The organism is Limnovirga soli, from assembly GCF_013106755.1.
Taxonomy (GTDB): Bacteria; Bacteroidota; Bacteroidia; order Chitinophagales; family Chitinophagaceae; genus Limnovirga; species Limnovirga soli.
The window spans coordinates 99,109-122,345 of the sequence record NZ_WHPF01000001.1; the positions used below are offsets into that span (position 1 = coordinate 99,109).

The following is a 23,237-nucleotide window of genomic DNA, read 5'->3' on the forward strand; positions in this document are numbered from 1 at the left end:
ATTATTTCAAATTACCTCCTTCAGCGATTGAAAGACATGATATATAAAAGAGCCTCCAACATTGAGCTAATAACAAAAGAGGCTTTTCAATTGTTACATTCAAATATGCCAACCAATTGACGTGCTCAGCAGCAAAACTTTGAGGATAGCGTATAGTTTTGTCAATTGGTTCTTTAAACATTGCGACCGTTGTAATCTGCTCTGATGTAACCTCTATATCCCATCCAGTTTTCCAACCTTCCATAATTTGAGTAGCAACAAACCAAGCTAATGTAGCGTTTACTTTTTTCTCTTTCAATGCGTCTCCAATAAATTGAATAGGGAGTGTCATCATTATTGTAATTTCTGAGGCAGCAATTATTTTGGATGGATGAATCCTATGTTCTTCTTCATCCTCTTTATCTGTGGCAAGTAGTGGTCTTAAATATTGCTCAACTAATCTCCAATATAAATCATTTAAAAGCCAAGCTGCGTTTGGGATATAAATAAATTTAGGATTTCCCTTTTCATCAAGGTTTTGTTGTTCAAAATTATGCAACCAAGTATTCCATTCTTCTAATCGTCTTTTTTTAGCTTTTTTGCTTAGAGTGGGTAATTTCATAAAATAATATAAAATGTAAAAAAAAGCCTTCGTTTTTACAAACGAAGGCTAAATATAATAATAAATATAGGAATTATTCCCAAGCAAGTTCTTCTAGAACTTTCTTCAATGTTTTAGCTGCTGCACTTTGATTTCCCGCTGGTGCGAGATTTTTTTGTGATAAAGCTGAACGTGCACCATTTTTAAACACATTAACAGCTTCAGCAGTTGTTTCATTGTAGCGGCCGGTCTTCCTATAGTAAGCTAGTCCTTTTTTATTGACATAGCTTTTAACTGCTTTCGGCATACACATGATTTATAGTGTGATAAATTATCACTTACTAACCTACGTAAAGGTCTCTAAGTAAGCAATGTTAAGCATACAAAAGTTTTCAACACTATGTGGAAAACTGTTATCGGGGGTCAAAATTAAGTGAATTTGTTTAATGAACTGGGTTTTTATTCTTAATATAACATAAAAATTGATTTTTACAAATAAAATAGTATTGGAAAAGGCTTTCCAAAATAACACTTTAATTTACTGCCGTAAACAGCAACTAATTTTCTTAGGGTCTATATCATTGTGATTACAAAAACGGATGGAGTTACAAATTGAACCAGTGTAATAAAGGCTATTGCTAAAACTATTCTAATTTTTTTTACCAAATGATCCAACTAAATCCTTTAAGGTCTGGATCATTTCTTTAAGAGATTTTATTTCATCATCTTTCGAAGCAACGAGCTTTTCATATAATTCCTTCTGGTCAGCATAAAAATTTTCAATGTGGCCTTGGGCCCCATGATTGGAGGCGTTATTTAATATAACAATAGGTTCATTACTAGTAATATCTGCTATGGTCACTCCTAATTCCTTGGCAATTTTCTCCAATTGATCTGCATTTGCACGTTGTTTATTCCCTTCAATCTTAGAGTAGGTAGCCTGGGTAATATCAAGCCTTCCAGCCATATCTTCCTGAGAAAATCCGCGCATCATTCGAAAAGCCTTAATCTTACTCCCGTACATATGTTTTGTTTCCATAAAAGTACAATCTTAATGCATAAAATATGAGCTTTTAGAATAAAGTATTCGCATAATGAATAGAATATTCCTGCTTCTTTTCAAACCTTTAAGGTTCGAATATTTAACCAAACTACATAGATATGAAAAGAATTCTAATTTTACTGGTAATTACTTTGGGAGGCTGTAGTGCTTCCCATCAAGTACCTCAGAGCAAGGAAACTTTTAGCTTTGATTATTCTCCAAAAGAATCTGCCCCTTCCGGCTCTGTAAATATGCTGTTGTGTCAAGTACAGCCGTATTATGTTACCTCATTTCAATCCAGCAACAATGAATTATTCAAAACTTTTAAAGAAGCTTTGGGAAGTGACATTGAAGAACTGATTGTCGCCAAGGGTTTTAATTTGAAGGGGCCATTCAGTTCATTTGATGATATGATTTTTGATGATAAGAAGCGATCTGATATCGTTATTCAAATTGAGATTAATCCCCAATTTAGTGCAGCGGAAGGAAAATGGAAGCCAAGATTAAGTGCCTGGGTTGATGGCGGTGGTTGGACTTATACGTATTCAGGCAAAGTCTCGTTGATTGGTAAAATCAATTTATCTGGAGTTGAACCTCTTACCAATCAAAAAATTTGGTCTAAGTCTGTGGCAATCCCTAATATTGAAAATATTATTATACAAACTTCAAAGAGGTACGATCACATGTTGCAAGATTACGAAATGTACCAAGACCCAGGTGTTTATAATGCAGTTGGCAGAGCACTCAGTCTCCAGTATGCAGGTATAATGAACAAGATTGCCGCGCAAATCAATGCTGAAGAATTCTTAAGTATGAAACCTCAGGTAAAAGAACTGAAGGCGCTCAAAGGGTACTAATCTTACAAGATTTGCATTATTCAACATAATCACATCACGTTCTTATGACCAAAAAAGGAGGCTGTATCTTTTATCGATATTGCCTCCTTTTTTTATGTATTTCTCCCCCTATCAATTTTTTTTTGAAAATCTCGACAACTACATATTTTCCGACAGGAGTTTTTCAATTTTCTTAAGGGTCTTTGGAAATGGGGTGTGCTTACCAGATTCAAAGTGATAAATTGTAGACTCATTTACCCCAACTAATTGTGCCAATTTCTCCTGACTTAATCCTTGCTGATACCGGAACATTTTCAACTTGCCCTGTAAACTGTCAGTATCACATTCCACAGGTACATATCCTACAAAGGAAATAATTTTAGGCATCTGCTGAATATCGGGCTCATGATGATTGTTTTCCCACAGATGAATTGAATCTTCACAAACACCCAAAATTTGAGCACACTCTTTTTGGGTTAACCTCAATTCAAGTCTCCTGTTCCTTATTTTCTCTCCTACAGATTGCGGCTGTGCAATTAGTTTAGACATATTAGGTGTATAGGGTACGCGATTGCTAAATGGGAAAAGGCAACGCAACGTCAGGGGTTCATGCTGGCGATTAACATAAAATTTGCCGGAAAATCAATAGCCACTTTTGCCCTTGAAATGGTAACCCTACGCTCCTCCATGGGTTGGCGCATTACTTCCAGCACGGTACGTTTAAACTCGGGCAATTCATCTAAAAACAATACCCCATTATGCGCCAGCGAAATTTCGCCGGGCTGGGGTATACCACCTCCACCCACCAAGGCCACATCAGAAATAGTATGGTGTGGCGATCGGAAGGGCCGCTTGCTTACTAAGGAACTATTCTCGGGCATTTTGCCGGCTACACTGTGTATTTTAGTGGTTTCCAGTGCTTCCAGTAAACTTAGTGGCGGCAAAATGGTGGGCAACCTTTTGGCCAGCATTGTTTTACCGGCACCCGGCGGACCAATTAATATAGCATTATGGCCACCAGCGGCGGCAATTTCCATGGCCCGTTTTATATTTTCCTGACCTTTAACATCGGTAAAATCAAATTCAAATTCGTATTGGTTGCTAAAAAATTCTTCTCTGGTATTTACAATTACCGGTTGCAGGCTGTTTTCGTTTTTAAAAAATGCTACCACCTCGTTTATATGCGTTACGCCATACACATCCAGATTGTTTACCATACCCGCTTCGCGTTCGTTTTGTTTGGGTACTATTAGTCCTTTAAACCCTTCTTTGCGGGCCTGTATGGCAATGGGCAATGCACCTTTAATGGGTTGTATGCTGCCATCTAAACTTAGCTCGCCCATAATAACATAGTTGCTTAGGCGTTCGGGTTCTTCTATTTGTTCGCTGGCACCCAGCACGCCAATGGCAATGGGTAAATCGAATGCGGAGCCGGTTTTTTTAATGTCTGCCGGAGCAAGGTTAACCACCAGCTTGGTACGGGGCATATAATATTCATTGGTTTTGATGGCGCTTTCTACACGTTGCAGGCTTTCTTTTACGGCGCTATCGGGCAGACCAACAATAAAATAGTTTTGTCCATTGCTAACATTTACTTCAATGGTAATGGTGATGGCTTCTACGCCATAAACTGCGCTGCCAAAGGTTTTTACGAGCATAAGGCAATTTTATTTGGTACAGGGCCTAAAATAGTTTGGTATTTATTTTATATATAATGCTTTAAAAAAGTTGAAGTAAACCAGGGTTACCCAATCAACATCCCAAACCTGTACCTATGCTCAACCGCACATCAGCACATTCACTCATCCCCGCATTTGCACATACGCATATTTACGCATCTGCCCATTCCTATTCTGCAGTACAAGAGTGCGACGCAAGCGGTGACCAATAGTACCATTAGTGCCGGGCACCTACAACTGTTGTTTACCTTGTATGAATGTAAGGAATTATTTTTGCTCTCTTACCTTGCCCTCGTACAAAAGATTTGTATTGGGATCCACAATGAAGTTGAGTGGTTTTGCATCTACAGTAACCAGTATATCTGTAACCTTTTTGTTGATAGCAGAAATTTTTACGCGATGTGTATCTGTTGCCGTTTTTATTGCCAACTCTATAGGAAAATTAAACAGGTTTTGTTGCTGTTGGGTAATGGTAATTTTCACCTGTGATTTAGCAGCATCGTAGTGCCAGGCAATATCCAGCACGGGCTGGCCGGGAGTGTACAACCATTGGGTAAAAAATTCTTTTAAATCCATACCGGAAGCGGCTTCCATTACTTTCCGCAGATCATCGGTACTGGCGTTTTTGCCGTTATAAGTGGCATAGTATTGTTGTATGCCTTTCCAAAAAAGGGCATCGCCCAGTTTGCGGCGCAGCATATGTAATACCCAGCCTCCTTTTTGGTAAGAGTTGGCATTTAGCAATTCAAGAAAATCTTTCTTTTCACTGGTATCCACAATGGGTGTAAAACGGTCTTTGGAAAAATCGATTACTTCATCCCTATCGGTCTGCATACGTTTGGCCAAAGAATCGGCACCGTATTTATGTTCCATGTACAGATTGGCCATTTCGGTGGCAAAGCCTTCGCTTAACCAAACATGGGGCCAATCGGCTTCGGTGGCGGCATCACCAAACCATTGGTGGGCAATTTCGTGTGCTATTAATTCTTCTGAATATCCACGTTTGCCGGTAATACTTTTTTCGCTGTAAAAAATAGCGCTGGCATTTTCCATACCACCAAAAATGGTGATAGCTTCTACATTGGCTAATTTTTTAAAAGCATATGGCCCTACATTTTGAATAAAAAAAGGCAGTATTTCTGTGGCCTGTGCATAATCGTAAAAGCCGGCTTCCTTGTGTTGTGGAAATACCCAGCTTTGTACGGGAATACAATCTACCATGCCGGCAAAACCAACTGCAAAATCGGCCAGTCCAATTACCATTACTTTAGTGGGCAAGTTAACGGTCTCCTGCCAATGGGTAAGGGCAAGGTGGTTAGACAAACTGGTTTTTTCAATTTGAATACCATTCGATATTACCTGGTAATGCTCTGGTGCAGTTACAATAAAATCAACGCTGGCTTTATCAGATAAATGATCTACACAGGGCAGCCAGTTGCGGGCACGGTTGGCATAGTTATCGCCAAAAATGGTGCGCTTGCCAAATTGGTTTTTACTAAAATACAGGCCATCTGCCGGTATCCCCCTGTACTGAATGGTATAGGTACGCTGCTCCCCTGCCGCTGCAGGATGATTGAGCTGAATAGACAGTTTATCGTTCTGATGGGTGTATTGGGCGGCTATTTCATTTTCGGCAACTGCTTGCACCTGCATGCCCTTACCCTTTGCATTAGCATTAATTAAATCAAACTCCACAGCATTTGTTGCCTGCGTAAATACTACGGTAATGGCAGCCTCGCCGTACAAAGAATCATTGGCATCGTTTACCTGCAGGTTAAAAGTATAATGTTGCACATCAATAAAAGGATTGTACACCAATTTGGTTTGTGCCGTAACAATATTGGCACAACACATAAACAAAATAACCAGGCTATTCTTATACAACATAGTATTCATTTGTGTAAAAATATTGCAAAGCCTGTAATTGTTTTATAAAATATAGCTATTGTATCGAGCAGAATAAAAAATGGTTTAGGTAAGTTTTTGGCGGGTAAATATGCCTGATAAATTAACTTACGGCCATACTAACAATATTTTATAGACTCCAACGCTTTGAACTTAGCATAATCTTGTAGGTTTGCGCATAAACATTTGAATATGCAACGGAAAAGTATATTAACTGCATTGGCCTTTTTTATATGTACCTGCCTGTTGGCCCAACGCAATGCGCCAACCAGCACCTATACTGCTGATGAAGAAAATACCGGCTTTAAAAAAGAAAATATTTTTATTGGTGGCGGCATTAACCTGGGTTTTGCCAGCAACACTTTTGCATTGGGTGCCAGCCCCGAAATAGGTTACAGTGTAGCCAACTGGCTTGATCTTGGCCTTGGCTTTAATGTAAACTATGCCTCTCAAAGGGCCGACCCCTACTACAATGGCAATATACGTCAGCGAAACTTTAGTTATGGCGTAGGGCCATTTGTACGTATTTATCCTATAAATGTGCTTTTTCTGCAGGGGCAATTAGAAGGTAACTGGAGCAATATCAGTCTTAAAGATATGACCTACGATCAAAGCTCTACTTACAAATACAAATCTACCAGTTTTATTGCGGGTATTGGTTATAGCCAACGGGTAGTTGGACAAGGCAGCTTTTATACTTTAATTGGTTTGGATTTAATGCAGGATAAAAACTCCCCCTACCGCGATTATAACAACAGGGCCATTCCGGTTATACGTACGGGTTTTAATTTTTACCTGAAACCCAGTCATAAAAAATAGCATCCGGCGTATCGTATACCGATAACATTGTTCGCCAGTCGTCGTGTAAAAAACCATTTACCTGCATGGCATTTATATGGGCTAACAGGTTATTATAAAATCCTGCTGTATTTAGCAGGATTATTTTTTTGTTGTGAATGGTAAGTGCATTCCAGGTAGCCATTTCAAACATTTCGTCAAGCGTACCATTGCCGCCTGGTAAAATAATAGCGGCATCGCTTAATTCGTACATCATTTTTTTACGGGTATGCATATCGGGCACCACGGTAAGTTGTGTAATACCGGTATGATGGCGTTCCCGCAGCTTTAGCATTTCGGGTATAATGCCTATAACTTCGCCCTGATGCTCTAAGGCACCATTGGCCACAGCGCCCATCAGTCCTGCATTACCGCCACCATACACCAATTGTATTTTGTGCTGGCCCAGCAGTTTACCCAGGTCTTTGGCATGTTGCATATAAATGGCATCGTTGCCATTATTAGACCCGCAAAATACAGCTACCGACTTATACATACAGCTTCAATTTATTGGTAAAATTACCGGTAGTGCCGCATTTTTACATTATAAAATAGATATTTGTGTGTTATACTATTGTAAGCGCAAGCTGCCTATTGCCATTATTTTTTACAGCAATTGTTATAAAAAATTTATTAGCCGGGCTAAGGATACCAGTAGCAGCTTATCTTGCGTCGCACTCTTGTACGGCAGAATGGGAATGAGCAGATTTTCGGATGGGGAGATGTGGAGATGTGCGGATGTGCAGATGAGCGAATGTGGGGATGGGTGGACGTGCGGATGGGAGGATGTGCGGTTTTGCGGATGTGGGGATGTATGATTAACAATTAGAACACTGCCTTTATACAGCACAGCTTTGTTCAGGTGTACAAGTGTGCGACGCAACGGATGTTTAATTGTGGGGTGTTTGCCTGGTTAATAATAACCGGCAAAAAAATATCGAATAATATTTACTAAAGTACTTTGTAAAAAAATATACATGTCGGCAACATTTTTGTTTTCATTTATCATCGGCTATTTTTTGTTACTGCTGGGCGTGGCCTGGTATACCAGCCGCAATAGCAATAACGAAAGCTTTTTTATTGGCAACCGCAACAGCAATTGGATGCTGGTGAGCTTTGGTATGATTGGCACATCGATGAGCGGGGTAACTTTTGTAAGTGTGCCGGGCACGGTGGCCAGTGCCGGCTTTGGCTATTTTCAGGTGGTGCTTGGTTATTTTTTGGGTTATTTTGTAGTAGCGTATGTATTGCTGCCATTGTATTACCGCCTGCACCTTACTTCTATTTACAATTACCTGCAACAACGCTTTGGTATTACTGCCTATAAAACAGGTGCATTGTTTTTTATTATCTCAAGAACATTGGGCGCTACAGCCAGGCTTTATCTGGTAATAAATGTGATACAGATTTTTATTTTAGACAAACTAGATATCAGCTTTCCTGTAACCACTTTTGTTATACTGCTGATGATACTTTTATATACGTTTGAAGGCGGTGTAAAAACAATTGTATTTACTGATACCCTGCAAACTTCCTTTATGTTGCTGGGCCTGATAGTTTGCGTATTTTATATTATGCATACCATGGATTTATCCATCAGCTCCAGCATTAGCGCCTTAAATGAAAAAGGGTATACCAAATTTTTAAATACGGATATTAACAGCAGTGGATTTTTCTTAAAACAAATAATCGGCGGCGCTTTTATCACCATTGGCATGACAGGGCTTGACCAGGAAATGATGCAGAAAAACATTAGTGTAAAAACTTTGAAGGATTCTCAAAAAAACATGATCACCTTTTGCTCTGTATTGGTATTGGTGAACCTCCTGTTTTTATTTTTAGGAGGGCTTTTGTATTTATATGTTAGCGCCAATGGTATTAACATAAAAGGTGACGACCTGTTTCCTACCGTTGCATTGCAATATTTGCCCAGCTTTGTGGGGGTGATATTTATTATTGGGTTAATCTCTGCACTTTTCCCCAGTGCAGATGGTGCTTTAACGGCATTAACATCCTCCTTTTGCATAGATATTCTGGGACTGCAACGTAATGCAACAGCTACTGAAAAGCAAACCAAAAAAACAAGATTAACGGTGCATTTTACTTTTGCAATTGTGTTCTTTTTATGTGTGTTATTTTTTAAATGGCTGGATGATAAATCGATAATTGATATTATTTTAAAAGTGGCAGGCTATACCTATGGGCCTTTACTGGCTTTGTTTAGTTTTGGCATTTTTACGAAAAGAAAGCTGGGCGAAAATATAGGCATCCCTTTTATTTGCATTGCAGCACCCCTGTTTTGCTATTTTTTAAATAAGGAAGCAGCCACATGGTTTAATGGCTATCAGATTGGTATAGAGTTGCTGCTAATTAATGGTCTTATTACTTTTGCGGGGCTGTGGGCAATTTCTACACCACCCAATCATACTGCAACGGAGGTAACTTATGGATCTGAATAATATTTTGGCCGAAAATTATGCCGCTGCCATTACTACGCCCGAAGATGAAGTATTGCGCGGCATCAACGAAAGCACTTATAGTCATCATCCCCGGGCACATATGCTTAGCGGCCATGTACAAGGTAAGTTGTTGGAGTTTATAAGTGGCATGATGCGCCCCATGTACATACTGGAAATTGGCAGCTTTACTGGCTATAGTGCTATTTGCCTGGCCAAAGGTTTACAACCTAATGGCGAATTACATACCATTGAATTAAGACCCGAAGATGCGGATACCTGTGCAAAAAATATTGCCCAATCGGCCTGTCATCCACAAATACATTTGCACATTGGTAATGCGGTAGATATTATACCTACATTGCCTTTTACCTGGGATATCGTATTTATTGATGCAGACAAAACAGGATATATTAATTATTACGAAATGGTATTGCCACGGCTAAGTAATAATGGTGTAATTATTGCAGACAATGTTTTGTTTCATGGCCAGGTGCTGGAAGAACCCGTGAAAGGAAAAAATGCATTGGCCATTCAGGCATTTAATGCTCATGTGGCTAAAGATGAAAGAACAGAGCAGGTTTTATTAACCGTTAGAGATGGGCTGCTGCTGATAAAAAAGAAAAACTAATGAAAAAGAATTTAATAACATTGCTATGCTGTTGCTGCCTGTTTTTCACCACCCGGGCGCAATATGAAATAACGGTAAGGGCCTATATAGAAAAGTATAAACAATTGGCCATTAATGAAGAAATACGTACAGGCGTACCCGCTTCTATTACCCTGGCACAAGCCATCATAGAATCGCAAAGCGGACTAAGTCCCTTATCTGTTGAATCCAATAACCATTTTGGCATAAAATGCAAATCCGATTGGACAGGCGAAACCTATTATTATGACGATGACAGAAAACAGGAATGCTTTAGAAAATACCCATCGGCAGAGCAATCGTTTATAGACCATTCAGACTTTCTTAAAAACCGCCCCAATTATGCTTCGCTTTTTTTAATTGACCCTACCGATTATAAAGGATGGGCACATGGTTTAAAGAAAGCAGGCTATGCTACCAATCCTATTTATGCTTCCAAACTTTTAAAAGTAATAGAAGATTATAACCTGCAGCAATTTACACTACTGGCACTGGAAGATATTAAAAATGGCACCAAAGAAGAGGAGGCCACCGCCAGTATGGAAGAAACATCCACCACAAATCAGGATACCATTCCAGGCCCACCATCCGTAGCAGCCATTGTGCAGGAACCCCAACCTCAGCAAGTAATAACACTGTATGAAAAAGGTAAATATCCGCAAGGCGTTTTTAGCATTAATCAAACAAAGGTTGTCTATGCTTCGGCGGGCACTTCCTTGTTTGCATTGGCCAATATTTATCAGGTTTCTTACCCAAGGTTATTAGAATTTAACAGTCTGGATAAAACAGATATACTGGATCAGGACCAGCTCATATTTCTGGAGAAAAAACCTAAAAAAAGCAATACCCGTGATTGGCATATTGTTGTACCAGCTGAAACCATAGAGTATATTGCACAAATAGAAGGTGTGCAATTAGAAAGCCTTTACGAGTATAACAAAATGCAAAAAGGCTTACAACCTGCAGTGGGCGAAAAAGTTTATTTACGCCCCACCACACTGCATTATTATCCCAAGCTGGTAAACCAAAATTCAAAATAATAAGTACCATTTACAACAATAAAATTATTGGCATGGCAACCATACAAGTACAGGATAAAATTTTTGTTCCCTATTTATCTGCAGAAACAATACAGGAAAAAATTACTGAAATGGCCCTGCAAATTGATAAGGACTATGCGGATAAAAAACCTTTGTTTATAGCTATACTCAATGGCTCTTTTATTTTTGCCTCCGATCTTTTTAAACAGCTTACCATCGAGGCCGAGATATGCTTTATTAAACTTGCTTCGTACAAAGGCACAAAATCAAGCGGGCAGGTTATTACTGCCATTGGCCTTGATACAGATATCACCAACCGCCATATCGTAATCCTAGAAGACATTATCGATACCGGTAAAACGCTCACCCATTTCTTACCACAGTTGCATAATATGCAACCGGCTTCTTTAAAAATTGCCATCTTATTACACAAGCCAGAAGCTACTGTATATCCCATTCATATCGATTATTGTTGCTTTTCTATTCCCAACAAATTTGTGGTGGGTTATGGCTTGGATTATAATGGATTTGGCCGCAACAGCAATGCCATATATCAATTGCAGCAGCCGGAGTAAAGCCATTTGTTGGTCAACAATAGGTTATATTGGCATCACCGCTTGCCACGCTCGGTTCAAGGTTCCTCCTTTGAGGCAGCAATAGGAAATACAATATACAATTATCATAGCAGCGCAGTAACTTTGAAACAAACCTGCATTTCTTTTGAAACACTGGTTAATCATATGTTTACTGCTACTGGCCGCTACAGGCGCCACTGCGCAATATTATTTGCGTGGTGCAGTGGTAGATGCAAATGGCAATGGCATTTATAATGTAAAAATACAGGTACACTCAAAAGGTACTATCCCTTATTTCACAGGCACTTCAGGTACATTTGGCATTCCATTAAACAATACCAGCGATAGCATTTTATTGCAAGCCGATGGCTACGAAACCCTGCATACCATTGCTTACACCAGCAGTTATCAAACTTTTACCCTAAAATTTACAGCAGGTGCAACTACCATTACCAAAAAGAAACTGGCTTCATTAATTCCAGCAAATGAAGACATGCGTACCAATCTTTATCAAAACGGCAATGAAACCTATACCACATTAATTGAGAATGATTTTACCAAAGCCGATCAATACCCCGAAACCGGATTTGCGCTAAATATCAACCGGGCATCCTATAGTAATATCCGCAGGTTTATACATATGGATATGAAAGTACCCGCCGATGCGGTACGCATCGAAGAAATGCTGAACTACTTTAATTTTAATCGTCAAACACCACCCACAAATAACAGGTTTACCTGCCAAACCCAATTAACACAAGCCCCCTGGAATGTACAAAACCGGCTATTATTTATCAACTTACAGGCACCGGTATTGGCATTAGACAGTATACCACCCAGCAACCTGGTATTTTTAATAGATGTTTCCGGATCCATGGATCAGCCCAATAGGTTACCATTACTAAAAGAAGCCTTTAAAATGCTGGTAAACAATCTTCGGCAACAGGATACCGTTGCCATTGTAATTTATGGCGGCATTGTGGGTACTTATTTACCACCTACTTCAGGTATATACAAAGACAGTATAAAAACAGCTATCGAAAAACTGGAGGCTGGCGGTGAAACACCCGGCGAAGCGGCTTTAAAAACAGCTTATAAACTGGCTGAATCTATTTATCATAAAGAAGCCAACAACCGCATTATCCTGGCTTCCGACGGAGATTTTAATGTTGGCATCACCAGTGATAAAGAACTGGAAGACCTTGTTATTCAGCACCGGCAATCCGGCATTGCACTTACCTGTCTTGGTGTAGGCATGGGTAACTATAAAGACAGTAAACTGGAAGCGCTGGCCAAAAAAGGCAATGGCAATTTTGCCTATTTAGATAATATCAATGAAGCAGAAAAAACACTGGTAACCGAGTTTACAAAAACCATTTATACTATTGCCAGCAATGCCTATGTTACCGTACATTTTAATCCGGATTATGTAAGCAAATACCGGCTTATTGGTTTCGACAATAAAAAAGAATTGGTAAACGATACCACCCGCGAACTGGAAGGTGGCGAAATAGGCACCGGACATGCATTCAGGGCCGTTTTTGAAATTGAAACCACCGGCTACTTTAACGATACCATTGCTGCCAACTCAAGCAACAATGATATTGCAGATCTTTTACTGCATTATCACTCGCCTGTAAGCAATGCAGATAATCTTTTGCCATTTACAGCCATAAACAACTACCGCCCATTTACTATGTTAGATAGTAGTTATAAACTGGCCAGTGCTGTAATTATGTTTGGTGGCCTGTTAAAGCAATCCGACCTATGGCAACATTACAACTGGAGCGATGTATTTCGTATAGCAAAATCGGCGGTAAACCCCAACAACTATGCAGAAGCTGAGTTTCTCAATTTACTTGAAGCCGCCAATAAATTGTATATTATTCCTAAAAAAAGAAAGCAGAAAAAAGAGCGTGGTTTTTAAGCTGTACACTAATACCAAACATTATATAATTACCGTAGCGTAATTTCCTGGTCACAATAAATTAAAGTCTGCAACAAAAATAAAATACAAAGGGTTGAGCCAAGCAGAAACACAAGCATCAGGCTTTACTTGCGTCGCACACTTATACACCTGAATTTCTATTCAACGGAGAATTAAACAGGCTTAAATAATTAATTCAACCTCTCGCCCAATCATTCCCACATCTTAACTTTCCCTCATCCTCACATCAGCAAATTCACACATCCGCACATGCTCTCCTTCGCACATTCACACATTTGCACATTTCCTCATCCGCACATCACCCTTTGCTGCTTTACATTCTACAGTACAAGTGTGCGACGCAAGTAAAGATGCATGATGAATGAATTGCCGGGCCAACAAAAAAATGTATTTAGTGACAGCTAATGGTGGTTGCGCCGCCATTAGAATAGAAATAGGGACTTATATAGGGAATATTAAGATTAAGTCCGCGAAGAATTAATAATACGGCTACTGAAGCCAGTATATATGGGGAGATTTTATTGAATTTATTACGCACTGAAACATGCAGCATTGAACCAAGAAAGGATATAGCCAACATAGCTGGCAGTGTACCCATACCATACAAAAACATATACAACATTCCGCCACTTAACGAACCCAAGGTTAAAGCACCTGTTACCGCCATATAAACCATACCGCAAGGCAGTAAACCATTGGCCATACCCAACATAAAAATAGCGGGCAAACCCTGTTGTTTTAATTGCCTGCCCATAAACATTTGAAGGCGGTTATACAAATTATTGAGTGGTGTTATATGCAGGCTTTTTTTAAATACATAAGAAGCCGTAATAATTACTAAAATACCTATACCAAACACTACAGAAAATATTTGCTGAAAGGACCCCACCATAATAAAACGGCCTGCCATACCGGCAATTAAGCCAAGTAAGCTATAGGTAATAATGCGGCCTATATTGTACAAAAAAATGGCAATGGATTTTTGCTTTTTTGGCAATAGTTGTATGGGCAAAGCCAATGCAACAGGGCCACACATGCCGGCGCAATGTACACTGCTAATTAAACCCAGCAGCAAACCTGATATTAATAGTTGCCATGGCATGTTAGAGGTTAACCATTTTTTCTACATAATAATTTTCGCTACCCGATTTCCAGCTAAGTTTAATGGTAAGCAAACCAGTTGGCAATTGATCTTTGGTAAAAGCAGTAGTAAGCGAATCTGTTGAAAGGTTCAAATGCCTATCATTCCTAGGATTGCTTTGGCTATAGAAATAGGCTTGTCCGTCAATTTTATTACCCTGCATTTCACTGGGTAAGGTAATGGTAACTGTACCATTTTGCTGTTGTACCTGTACAGCACTTAATTTGGCGGCATTTTGGCCGGCATCTATCCTATCCTGATATTTAAGTTCGTCCTGATAATAGGTTTCGCTAACAAGGTCTGTTTCTGTAGTAACGGCTTTATATACCAGCGTACCCATTAGCACGGCAAACAAAATAAACACCACCAGTAATTTATTTCCCCAACTCATAATACATGTTTTAATAAATAAAATATTATTCTGACACAGGCCCCATAAAACTGGTGGTTATATCTGCAATTTTTGTATCGCCCTGATAAACGCCCAATTTAATATCGGTTTTTCTTTCGTGAATTAATTTATTTGGCAAAATGGCAAAAAACGAACCGGCGCCCTGCCCTTCTTTGTGTACCAGCACAAAGGGATTACCAATTATTTGAATACTCCCCGGCAGGGTTTCAAATTTAACGGTCAATGGTATATCATCTAAAGTTTTATTTACCATTTTAATATTGTACAAATTAGACACACTGTCTTTGCCATGTTCCTGATACAACATGCCTGGTGTACGCATTATGGTAACTTCAATATCTTTTTGGTTATAGAGAATAACACTTAATATAGTTAAAACTACTGCACATAAACCTGTATAGAGTTTCATACGGGTAGTATAATGCAATGGTTCCCCATTGGCTATTGAATTTTCTGATGCATAGCGTATAAGACCATGTGGCTTACCAATTTTATCCATAATAGTATCGCAGGCGTCAATGCAGGCGGTACAGCCTACACATTCCATTTGTACACCATTGCGGATATCGATACCCGTAGGGCATACACGTACACATTGATGACAATCTATACAATCGCCCAACGGTTGTTCTTCGGTATTTTTCTTTTTATTACCCCTTGGTTCGCCACGTTTATAATCGTAGGCAACTATCATGGAGTTTTTATCTAGTAATACACTTTGCAATCTGCCATAGGGGCAAACCACGGTACAGGCCTGCTCGCGGAAAAAGGCGTATACTGCATAAAAAACACCACTAAAAGCAAGGATAGCAAAAAAGCCTGCGGTATGTTCACTTACTGGTTCTGTTATAATTTTTTTCAGCTCATCCATTCCAACAATATAGGCGAGGAAGAAGTTGGCAATAACAAATGCCAGGGCATAAAAAACCAGGTGTTTAAGTGTTACCTTAAATATTTTCTTACTGCTCCATGGTGCATTTTTGAGTGCTTTTTGTGCATTGGCATCGCCCAGGATAATATATTCAACTTTACGGAACATCATTTCCATAAAATTGGTTTGGGGGCATGCCCATCCACAAAACAACCTGCCAAAAGCTGCAGTAAACAGGATGATAAAGAAAATAAAAGTAATCATGGTAAGGCCGAAAATGAACAAATCCTGCGGCCAGAAAATTTTACCAAATACAATAAATTTAGCCTGTGGAATATTAAACATAAATAATGGGTGCCCATGTAATTTTACAAAGGGCAACCCAAAAAATATGATAAAATATAGCACACTTAATAGTGTTCTAATTGAATAAAACTTTCCTTTTGGTTTTTGAGCATATATCCAGTTACGTTTACCCTCTTTATTGATGGTAGCCAAACTATCCCTAAAAGCCTCAGTGGATGGTGCGTTTATATGCTCAACATGATTACTCATTATCTTGAAATTTTACTTTATAGAGGCCGTGATCTTTGTACTGTCTACTGTTTTGGTTGAATCTACAGCAGGTGCAGCACCTTCTTCTTTATACAACTCGCCTTGCGGATCTTTTGGTGTAGCAGGTTTAGTACCTTGTAAACTTTTTACATAACTGGCAATTTGCGCTAATTGTAATGCGGAATAATCATCTTTCCAGCTCTTCATCCCTTTTTCGGGCCAGCCATATTTTAAGGTTTTAAAGACATCTTTTATAGAACCGCCATGTATCCAGTAATTATCGGTAAGATTGGGGCCAACACCACCACCGCCATCAGCCAAATGACAGGCTACACAAACGGCAGTAAAAATTTTCTTGCCAGCTTCCAAATCAGCAGATTCGGTTAATACTTTCACCGTATTTTCATCTACACTGCTTTTGGATTTTGCGAGATAGGCTTCTTTTTCTACAGCAGCTTTTGCAACTGAGGCCTGGTATTCTTCTATTCCAGTTGGCGCGGAATGCGATACCTGGGTACGCCAGAGGTAAACACACGCAAAAAGGATACAAAGTAAAAATCCATAAATCCACCATGGTGGCAAACGGTTATCCAGTTCGCGGATACCATCATAATCGTGACCAAGATCGATGGTAGATTCTTCCTGTAATGGTTTAAAGCTATTGGCTTTATCCCATACTTTTTTCCATGATGAGTCTTTTTTAACTGCTTCTACCGGTATACCGGCAGCAGCGGCTGCAATAGTAGCTTCTTCCAGTTCTTCGGCAGACATCATGGCTTTTAACTGTATTAACATAGCTACCAAAATAATCAACTCGGCAGCAATTACAGAAACAAGGCCATAGAAAGAAGTATCTGATAATATGGGCACCAATGCTGATGCGGCAGGTGCTGCGGATGCTGTATCCTGGGCAAACCCTGTTGTATGAGCAAAAGACAGGCAAATAATAACAACTGCAGCTACAATTTTAGCAGCATTATCTTTTTGCTGTTTTTTAAATCTTGTTACCCTTGATTGTGCCTGTTGTACCAATAGCCTGGATACCATATAGATGGCCACAAGCAGAAATACAGCTATTGCAATCATTGCCATGGCAAAAGGATTGGATACGTCTGAAACCTTTTTGGGGTTTTGTGCAAAAGTTAAAAACGGCAGTAAACATGCGATTAGCAGGCCTACTGTTTTAATGCCTTTGCCATATACTTTTTTAAATAAATGAATGTTCATGATCGTTATTTTGAGTGTTGCAGTATTAGTTATCCAGGGGAATACGGTTTATTTTATCCATTAATTTTTTATCTGCTTTCAGCGCCCAAAAGGAGATGCCGATAAATATGATAAAAAACAATAACAAGCCAATTAAGCCATACGTATCTACATTGATGATACTTTGTATGTAGTTGATAAATTTCATTTGTATTGCTCCTGTTTTCGCCTGTGGCGTTTGATTGTTTATTTTTTCTTTTTTGCTGCACAGTATTACCGGCAGTACAAGAGTGCGACGCAAGCGAAGCCCAATGAATGGGCTTCTGCCCGGTACACATTTATTTTAGTTTTGCACTGTTGGCGCCTCGCCTTTTATGTCTTTACCTATTCTTTGCAGGTAAGCAATTAAGGCTACTATTTCTGCATTACTATTGGTTTCAATTTTGTCCTTTTTAAGACTTTCTTTTATTTGTTTTTCCTGTGCTGCCAGATCTGCATTGGCTATTTTATCATAACCCTCTGGATAAGGTACACCCAGTGTTTGCTGTGCCCTTATTTTAGCAGGTGTAATGGCGGTATCCAATTGATTATCGAGCAACCACGAATAGCTTGGCATAATGGATCCGGGGCTCATACTGCGCGGATCGAGCATATGATTATAGTGCCAGCTATCGGGATATTTGCCACCTTCACGGGCTAAATCCGGACCGGTTCTTTTACTACCCCACTGGAACGGATGATCGTATACAAATTCACCGGCTTTGGAGTATTCACCGTAGCGGGCTACCTCATCGCGGAATGGACGAATCATTTGTGAGTGACAGTTATAACAACCTTCTCTTATATAAATATCGCGGCCCTGTAATTCAAGCGGAGTATATGGTTTTACTGATGCAATAGTGGGCACATTACTTTGTACCAGGAAAGTTGGTATTAGCTCTACCAAACCACCAATGGCAACTGCTATAAGACTAAATACAAGCATTTGTACAGGTCTTCTTTCAATCCAGCGGTGCCAGTATTTCTCGCTTTCGGCATGTATTACTTTTGGTAATGGTGCAGCTTCTGCGGCTTCGTTGGCTACCAGGCTGCCAGATGTAACAGTTTTTACAATATTGTATACCATGATAAACACACCCACCAGGTATAAAGTACCTCCTACACTACGTGTAATGTACAGGGGTATTATATGGGTAACTGTTTCCAGGAACGAGTAGGTAAGGGTACCTTCATCGGTAAAGCTCTTCCACATCATTGCCTGAGTAAAACCAGCCCAGTACATTGGAACCACATACAGAACAATACCAATGGTACCAATCCAGAAGTGGGTAGTGGCCAGTTTTTTAGAATATAAAGTAGTATTAAAAATGCGTGGTATAATCCAGTAAAGAATACCAAAGGTTAAGAAACCATTCCAGCCCAATGCGCCTACGTGTACGTGTGCTACTGTCCAGTCAGTAAAGTGCGAAATAGCATTTACGTTTTTAAGTGATAGCATTGGACCTTCGAAGGTTGACATACCGTAACAGGTTACTGCCACTACCATAAATTTAAGAATAGGATCTTCCCTTACTTTATCCCATGCGCCACGTAAGGTAAACAAGCCATTAAGCATACCACCCCAGCTTGGTGCAATAAGCATTACACTAAATACCACACCCAGGTTTTGTGCCCAATCAGGCAAAGCTGTGTATAATAAGTGGTGCGGGCCAGCCCATATATACAGGAATATTAAAGCCCAAAAGTGAATGATAGACAAGCGGTAACTATATACCGGCCTGTTAGCTGCTTTTGGCAAAAAGTAATACATAACACCCAGATAAGGTGTAGTTAAGAAAAATGCAACTGCATTATGGCCGTACCACCATTGTACAAGTGCATCTTGTACACCGGCATACCAGCTATAACTTTTAAGGAGAGAAAACGGTAATTCAAAGGAGTTAACTATATGCAGCATGGCAACGGTAATCCATGTGGCAATATAGAACCAGATAGCCACATATAAATGGCTTTCACGGCGCTTAATAATAGTGCCAAACATGTTAATACCAAATACTACCCAAATCAATGTAATGGCTATATCTATTGGCCATTCCAGTTCTGCGTACTCTTTACCGGTGGTAAAACCAGCCAGCAAAGTAACTGCGGCAGATACTATTATAGCCTGCCAGCCCCAGAAATGTATTTTGCTTAATACATCACTAAACATCCTGGCTTTACACAGGCGTTGTAAGGAGTAATAAACACCCATAAAAATACCATTACCCACAAAGGCAAATATTACTGCATTGGTGTGTACTGGTCTAAGCCGGCCAAATGTTGTTGGCGCAAAATTGAAGTTGGCTGCCGGGTAAAAAATCTGGATGGAAGCAAGCAAGCCTGCCAGCATACCCACTACACCCCAAAGGATGGTAGCGTAAGCAAACATCTTCACAATTTTGTTGTCGTAATAAAATTTGTCTAACTGCATACAATTGAATTTTGGAATTTGTACTATCAGCCTGCGCTGATATTGGATTGGTCTATTGATTGGAGGTTTCTGTTTTTTCTACTGTTGTTGCAATGGCTATCTTTTCTGTAGCTTCTACGGGTACCATATCATCAAAAAGCATACGGTATGGCGGACTAATTTCATCATCAAACTGACCATGTTTTACACTCCACAAAAAAGCAAAAAGAAAAATGGATGCGACGGTAATACTGGCTATCAGCAGGATGATTAAGACACTCATATTTAAAATAATTATAACAAATGTACCCTGCGGTAAAAAGTAGGTGTATGACAATACTCAAAGCAAAACATGACTTTAATCATTTTTAGTACCCGTTTTGGCTAAATAGTAGTCCATTAATTTAATAGAGTATTTTTTGGGAGCAAACTGTACAACTTATGGAGGCTTTACTTGCCACGCTCGGTTCAGGGTTCCTCCCTTGTGGCTTCAAAAAATTAAGAAATTTTTAATATGTTTTGTTTACTGCAACACGCACAGTACAGCCGCAGCACTTACTACCGTACAAGAGTGCGACGCAAGTAAAGCAACATTGGTAATTTGCAGCCGGGGCAATAAAAATAAAAGGTGTATAAAATCTATTTAAGCTTTAAACGCCAGCCTGCAATATTGGTAAAACCAAAAGTGATTAACACAATACTAATGCTGCTGCAAGGCATTAAAATAGCTGCTACCATGGGGGATAACAAGCCCATTACAGCAAAGGAAATACCAACGATATTATAAAGAATAGAAATAACAAAAGCGGCATATACAATTTGCTTATTGGCGCGGCATAAATGAATAAACTTATACAGGCTGGGCAACATGGCTGCCTCCATAATAGCATCGCTGGCGGGGGTAAAATTGTTGGTATTCTCAGTAATGGCAATACCTGCATTGGCCTGTTTTAGGGCGCCTGCATCGTTTAAGCCATCGCCAATCATAATTACTTTTTTACCCTTTTGTTGCAGGCTTTGTATATAGTTTAATTTATCCTCGGGCATTTGCTTAAATAAGATAGTGGCTTGGGGGCCCAGCAATTGCAACAGGTTATTGCGTTCGGCCTCATTATCGCCGCTTAGTACTACCAGCTGATGGTGTTTTTGCAATAAAGGCATTAAGCTTTCTACACTTTCGCGATAGGTATTTTGCAAGGTAAATTTACCCAGTAACTCGCCCTCACAGGAAAGAAAAACAGTAGTGCCAGTATTATTTCCCTGAGTTTCTTTTGCATCAATAAATGCTAAAGAACCCAATGCCATGGAAGTGCCGTCTACAATGGCTGCTATACCCATGCTCGGGGTTTCTATAAACCCGGCTATTTCAATAGTAGCATCCTTACCTGCCCATTGTGTAATGGCCTTACTTAAGGGGTGTGTAGATTGTGCAGCCAAAGCCCCTATTTTCTTTTGCATGTGGGCACTTAGCAATTTGCCTTCGTATACGATTTTTTGAAAATTATTATAGGTTAACGTGCCGGTTTTATCAAAAACAATTACATCGGCAGTAGCCATTTCCTCAATGGTTTGGGCATTGCGTAAATAAAAATTATTACGACCTAAAATGCGCAATACATTACCATTGGTAAAGGTGTTACTAAGTAATAGCGCACAAGGGCATGCCACAATTAAAACGGCAGTAACTGTATTCCATATTTTACCGGCATCAGCAAAATACCAGTATACCGCTGCAGAGAAAGCAATAATAAAAAGGATGACAGTAAAATAACGGCTTAGCAGGTGTACAAAGGATTGTTCCTCGTAAGGTTTATCTTTTTTCAATTCCTCTTTATTCCATAGCCCGGTAAGATAGCTTTGTGATACTTCTTTAATTACCAGAATTTCCATATTACCACCTACCTGACGGCCCCCAGCATACACTATTTCACCAATTTCTTTTTGCACGGGTACACTTTCGCCTGTTACAAAACTATAGTCAATCAAAGGCTTACCGCGGGTAATAATACCGTCGGCGGGGATGAGTTCCTCGTTATGAATAAGTAGGGTATCGTTTAAGGCAATTGACGGTAATGCTACGGATTCCTCACCATTTTGTTTATTTATTCGTGTTACGGCAATAGGGAAATAGGAGGTATAATCCCGCTCAAAACTTAACTGTTCGTAGGTTTTGTTTTGCAATACCCGGCCTATTAGCATAAAAAATACAATACCCGACATACTATCTAAATATCCGCTGCCGGTACCTGAAAATATTTCATACAGGCTACGCCCAAAAGTTACCCATATAGCCAAAACAATTGGCGCATCAATATTTAAGAAATTATGCCTTAAACTTTTCCAGGCACTGATGTAAAATTCTGTAGCACTGTAAAAAAACACGGGCAAACTTAGCATAACGCTTATCCACCTGAACACTACCTGCAATTGGTGTTCATTACTGCTTAGTCCCAGGTATTCGGGAAAGCTGAGCATCATAATATTGGCAAAACAAAAACCGGCTACGCCCAGTTTATAAATCTTGGATTTATCTACAAAAGATTTTCTTTCAGATAAATTATGCAGGCTGATATATGGCTCGTAACCAATACTGGTAAGCAATTCAGCTACTTTTTTTAAACTGGTTTCTTTATGCTGGTAAACAATGGCAGCTTCCTTTTTTACAAAATTTACTTTGCTGCTAACAATACCAGCATCCAGGCGGTGCAGGTTTTCCAACAGCCAAAGGCAACTGCTGCAATGCATTTGGGGCAGGTATAAAGTAACATGTGTTTGGGTATCGTTTTTAAAGGATATAAGCGACTGTACAATACCCTCATCATCCAGAAAAGAAAATTTATTTTCCCTTACTTTTATTTTGCGGTTTATACCGGGGTTTTGGCTAATATCGTAATAATTACAAAGTCCGTTCTGGTTTAATATTTCATACACCATTTTACAACCATCGCAACAAAATATTTTTTCTGCCGCCAGTACCGGTTTTGAGCCGCACTCATCACCGCAGTGGAAACAGGTTGTTTGGGTTGTTAAAACAGTTTCTTTTTGCATATATAATT

Annotated in this window: 22 protein-coding genes; 7 read left to right on the forward strand and 15 right to left on the reverse strand. The window is 39.5% G+C overall.

Annotated elements, in window-relative coordinates; genetic code table 11:
* Position 1 precedes the first annotated feature (1 nt).
* The 3 genes from GD597_RS00335 to GD597_RS00345 all read right to left on the reverse strand — a co-directional run bounded on the left by GD597_RS00335 (position 2) and on the right by GD597_RS00345 (position 1,619).
* The gene (locus tag GD597_RS00335; RefSeq protein ID WP_171605799.1) at positions 2 to 601 is read right to left on the reverse strand and encodes a hypothetical protein; all 600 of its coding nucleotides are present in this window, start codon (positions 599 to 601) and stop codon (positions 2 to 4) included.
* Positions 602 to 674: 73 nt separating this feature from the next.
* Entirely contained in the window at positions 675 to 887 is a 213-nt protein-coding gene (locus GD597_RS00340; RefSeq protein WP_171605800.1) for a hypothetical protein, read from the reverse strand.
* A 342-nt stretch (positions 888 to 1,229) separates the two neighbouring features.
* A complete protein-coding gene (locus tag GD597_RS00345; protein ID WP_171605801.1) occupies positions 1,230 to 1,619 on the reverse strand; it encodes a helix-turn-helix domain-containing protein in 390 nt (129 codons plus the stop codon).
* 122 nt (positions 1,620 to 1,741) lie between these two features.
* Between GD597_RS00345 and GD597_RS00350 the strand changes: the two genes are divergently transcribed.
* On the forward strand, positions 1,742 to 2,479 hold the full coding sequence (locus tag GD597_RS00350; RefSeq protein WP_171605802.1) for a hypothetical protein: 738 nt from the start codon (positions 1,742 to 1,744) through the stop codon (positions 2,477 to 2,479).
* Between the two features lie 138 nt (positions 2,480 to 2,617).
* Here GD597_RS00350 and GD597_RS00355 read toward each other — a convergent pair whose 3' ends face one another.
* The 3 genes from GD597_RS00355 to GD597_RS00365 all read right to left on the reverse strand — a co-directional run bounded on the left by GD597_RS00355 (position 2,618) and on the right by GD597_RS00365 (position 6,024).
* The gene (locus GD597_RS00355) at positions 2,618 to 3,007 is read right to left on the reverse strand and encodes a helix-turn-helix domain-containing protein (RefSeq protein WP_171605803.1); all 390 of its coding nucleotides are present in this window, start codon (positions 3,005 to 3,007) and stop codon (positions 2,618 to 2,620) included.
* Positions 3,008 to 3,057: 50 nt separating this feature from the next.
* Complete coding sequence (locus GD597_RS00360; protein WP_235954135.1) at positions 3,058 to 4,116, reverse strand: YifB family Mg chelatase-like AAA ATPase; 1,059 nt, start codon at positions 4,114 to 4,116, stop codon at positions 3,058 to 3,060.
* Positions 4,117 to 4,404: 288 nt separating this feature from the next.
* Positions 4,405 to 6,024, reverse strand: coding sequence for a M1 family metallopeptidase (locus GD597_RS00365; RefSeq protein WP_171605804.1), 1,620 nt, complete (start codon positions 6,022 to 6,024; stop codon positions 4,405 to 4,407).
* Between the two features lie 210 nt (positions 6,025 to 6,234).
* Here GD597_RS00365 and GD597_RS00370 point away from each other — a divergent pair, with 210 nt between their 5' ends.
* On the forward strand, positions 6,235 to 6,861 hold the full coding sequence (locus GD597_RS00370) for a hypothetical protein (protein WP_171605805.1): 627 nt from the start codon (positions 6,235 to 6,237) through the stop codon (positions 6,859 to 6,861).
* On the opposite strand, the gene GD597_RS00375 is transcribed toward GD597_RS00370, so the two are convergent.
* A complete protein-coding gene (locus GD597_RS00375; protein WP_171605806.1) occupies positions 6,827 to 7,375 on the reverse strand; it encodes an LOG family protein in 549 nt (182 codons plus the stop codon). The two genes, GD597_RS00370 and GD597_RS00375, sit on opposite strands and share 35 nt — an antisense overlap.
* Before the next feature lie 481 nt (positions 7,376 to 7,856).
* On the opposite strand from GD597_RS00375, the gene GD597_RS00380 reads away from it, so the two are divergent.
* The 5 genes from GD597_RS00380 to GD597_RS00400 all read left to right on the forward strand — a co-directional run bounded on the left by GD597_RS00380 (position 7,857) and on the right by GD597_RS00400 (position 13,526).
* Positions 7,857 to 9,338 (forward strand): sodium:solute symporter, encoded by a 1,482-nt coding sequence (locus tag GD597_RS00380; RefSeq protein ID WP_171605807.1) that lies wholly within the window; start codon positions 7,857 to 7,859, stop codon positions 9,336 to 9,338.
* On the forward strand, positions 9,325 to 9,966 hold the full coding sequence (locus tag GD597_RS00385) for an O-methyltransferase (RefSeq protein ID WP_171605808.1): 642 nt from the start codon (positions 9,325 to 9,327) through the stop codon (positions 9,964 to 9,966). The genes GD597_RS00380 and GD597_RS00385 overlap by 14 nt, the downstream gene beginning before the upstream one ends.
* The gene (locus tag GD597_RS00390; RefSeq protein WP_171605809.1) at positions 9,966 to 11,024 is read left to right on the forward strand and encodes a glycoside hydrolase family 73 protein; all 1,059 of its coding nucleotides are present in this window, start codon (positions 9,966 to 9,968) and stop codon (positions 11,022 to 11,024) included. Before GD597_RS00385 ends, GD597_RS00390 begins: the two co-directional genes overlap by 1 nt.
* Before the next feature lie 32 nt (positions 11,025 to 11,056).
* A complete protein-coding gene (gene hpt, locus GD597_RS00395; RefSeq protein ID WP_171605810.1) occupies positions 11,057 to 11,599 on the forward strand; it encodes a hypoxanthine phosphoribosyltransferase in 543 nt (180 codons plus the stop codon).
* A gap of 145 nt (positions 11,600 to 11,744) precedes the next feature.
* Entirely contained in the window at positions 11,745 to 13,526 is a 1,782-nt protein-coding gene (locus GD597_RS00400; protein WP_171605811.1) for a YfbK domain-containing protein, read from the forward strand.
* Between the two features lie 412 nt (positions 13,527 to 13,938).
* Here the strand turns inward: GD597_RS00400 and GD597_RS00405 are convergent, their stop codons facing one another.
* From GD597_RS00405 to GD597_RS00440, 8 genes are all read right to left on the reverse strand, one after another.
* Positions 13,939 to 14,649: a sulfite exporter TauE/SafE family protein gene (locus GD597_RS00405; protein WP_171605812.1), complete on the reverse strand. Its 711-nt coding sequence runs from the start codon at positions 14,647 to 14,649 to the stop codon at positions 13,939 to 13,941.
* Position 14,650: 1 nt separating this feature from the next.
* Positions 14,651 to 15,079: a FixH family protein gene (locus GD597_RS00410; RefSeq protein WP_171605813.1), complete on the reverse strand. Its 429-nt coding sequence runs from the start codon at positions 15,077 to 15,079 to the stop codon at positions 14,651 to 14,653.
* 25 nt (positions 15,080 to 15,104) lie between these two features.
* Positions 15,105 to 16,526, reverse strand: a complete 1,422-nt coding sequence (gene ccoG / locus GD597_RS00415; RefSeq protein ID WP_171605814.1) for a cytochrome c oxidase accessory protein CcoG — start codon at positions 16,524 to 16,526, stop codon at positions 15,105 to 15,107.
* 12 nt (positions 16,527 to 16,538) lie between these two features.
* Entirely contained in the window at positions 16,539 to 17,753 is a 1,215-nt protein-coding gene (locus GD597_RS00420) for a cbb3-type cytochrome c oxidase N-terminal domain-containing protein (protein WP_171605815.1), read from the reverse strand.
* 25 nt (positions 17,754 to 17,778) lie between these two features.
* Positions 17,779 to 17,940: a CcoQ/FixQ family Cbb3-type cytochrome c oxidase assembly chaperone gene (locus tag GD597_RS00425; RefSeq protein WP_171605816.1), complete on the reverse strand. Its 162-nt coding sequence runs from the start codon at positions 17,938 to 17,940 to the stop codon at positions 17,779 to 17,781.
* Between the two features lie 135 nt (positions 17,941 to 18,075).
* The gene (gene ccoN, locus GD597_RS00430) at positions 18,076 to 20,202 is read right to left on the reverse strand and encodes a cytochrome-c oxidase, cbb3-type subunit I (RefSeq protein ID WP_171605817.1); all 2,127 of its coding nucleotides are present in this window, start codon (positions 20,200 to 20,202) and stop codon (positions 18,076 to 18,078) included.
* A 52-nt stretch (positions 20,203 to 20,254) separates the two neighbouring features.
* Positions 20,255 to 20,464: a cbb3-type cytochrome oxidase assembly protein CcoS gene (gene ccoS, locus GD597_RS00435; protein WP_171605818.1), complete on the reverse strand. Its 210-nt coding sequence runs from the start codon at positions 20,462 to 20,464 to the stop codon at positions 20,255 to 20,257.
* A gap of 356 nt (positions 20,465 to 20,820) precedes the next feature.
* Positions 20,821 to 23,229 carry a heavy metal translocating P-type ATPase gene (locus GD597_RS00440; RefSeq protein WP_171605819.1) on the reverse strand — a complete coding sequence of 803 codons (2,409 nt, stop codon included), beginning with the start codon at positions 23,227 to 23,229 and terminating at the stop codon, positions 20,821 to 20,823.
* Positions 23,230 to 23,237 lie beyond the last annotated feature (8 nt).

Excerpts from the sequence above, each read along its gene's own strand:
- GD597_RS00335 (WP_171605799.1), bottom strand. The coding sequence starts at position 601 with ATGAAATTACCCACTCTAAGCAAAAAAGCTAAAAAAAGACGATTAGAA.
- GD597_RS00340 (WP_171605800.1), bottom strand. The coding sequence starts at position 887 with ATGCCGAAAGCAGTTAAAAGCTATGTCAATAAAAAAGGACTAGCTTAC.
- GD597_RS00345 (WP_171605801.1), bottom strand. The coding sequence starts at position 1,619 with ATGGAAACAAAACATATGTACGGGAGTAAGATTAAGGCTTTTCGAATG.
- GD597_RS00350 (WP_171605802.1), top strand. The coding sequence starts at position 1,742 with ATGAAAAGAATTCTAATTTTACTGGTAATTACTTTGGGAGGCTGTAGT.
- GD597_RS00355 (WP_171605803.1), bottom strand. The coding sequence starts at position 3,007 with ATGTCTAAACTAATTGCACAGCCGCAATCTGTAGGAGAGAAAATAAGG.
- GD597_RS00360 (WP_235954135.1), bottom strand. The coding sequence starts at position 4,116 with ATGCTCGTAAAAACCTTTGGCAGCGCAGTTTATGGCGTAGAAGCCATC.
- GD597_RS00365 (WP_171605804.1), bottom strand. The coding sequence starts at position 6,024 with ATGTTGTATAAGAATAGCCTGGTTATTTTGTTTATGTGTTGTGCCAAT.
- GD597_RS00370 (WP_171605805.1), top strand. The coding sequence starts at position 6,235 with ATGCAACGGAAAAGTATATTAACTGCATTGGCCTTTTTTATATGTACC.
- GD597_RS00375 (WP_171605806.1), bottom strand. The coding sequence starts at position 7,375 with ATGTATAAGTCGGTAGCTGTATTTTGCGGGTCTAATAATGGCAACGAT.
- GD597_RS00380 (WP_171605807.1), top strand. The coding sequence starts at position 7,857 with ATGTCGGCAACATTTTTGTTTTCATTTATCATCGGCTATTTTTTGTTA.
- GD597_RS00385 (WP_171605808.1), top strand. The coding sequence starts at position 9,325 with ATGGATCTGAATAATATTTTGGCCGAAAATTATGCCGCTGCCATTACT.
- GD597_RS00390 (WP_171605809.1), top strand. The coding sequence starts at position 9,966 with ATGAAAAAGAATTTAATAACATTGCTATGCTGTTGCTGCCTGTTTTTC.
- hpt (WP_171605810.1), top strand. The coding sequence starts at position 11,057 with ATGGCAACCATACAAGTACAGGATAAAATTTTTGTTCCCTATTTATCT.
- GD597_RS00405 (WP_171605812.1), bottom strand. The coding sequence starts at position 14,649 with ATGCCATGGCAACTATTAATATCAGGTTTGCTGCTGGGTTTAATTAGC.
- GD597_RS00410 (WP_171605813.1), bottom strand. The coding sequence starts at position 15,079 with ATGAGTTGGGGAAATAAATTACTGGTGGTGTTTATTTTGTTTGCCGTG.
- ccoG (WP_171605814.1), bottom strand. The coding sequence starts at position 16,526 with ATGAGTAATCATGTTGAGCATATAAACGCACCATCCACTGAGGCTTTT.
- GD597_RS00420 (WP_171605815.1), bottom strand. The coding sequence starts at position 17,753 with ATGAACATTCATTTATTTAAAAAAGTATATGGCAAAGGCATTAAAACA.
- GD597_RS00425 (WP_171605816.1), bottom strand. The coding sequence starts at position 17,940 with ATGAAATTTATCAACTACATACAAAGTATCATCAATGTAGATACGTAT.
- ccoN (WP_171605817.1), bottom strand. The coding sequence starts at position 20,202 with ATGCAGTTAGACAAATTTTATTACGACAACAAAATTGTGAAGATGTTT.
- ccoS (WP_171605818.1), bottom strand. The coding sequence starts at position 20,464 with ATGAGTGTCTTAATCATCCTGCTGATAGCCAGTATTACCGTCGCATCC.
- GD597_RS00440 (WP_171605819.1), bottom strand. The coding sequence starts at position 23,229 with ATGCAAAAAGAAACTGTTTTAACAACCCAAACAACCTGTTTCCACTGC.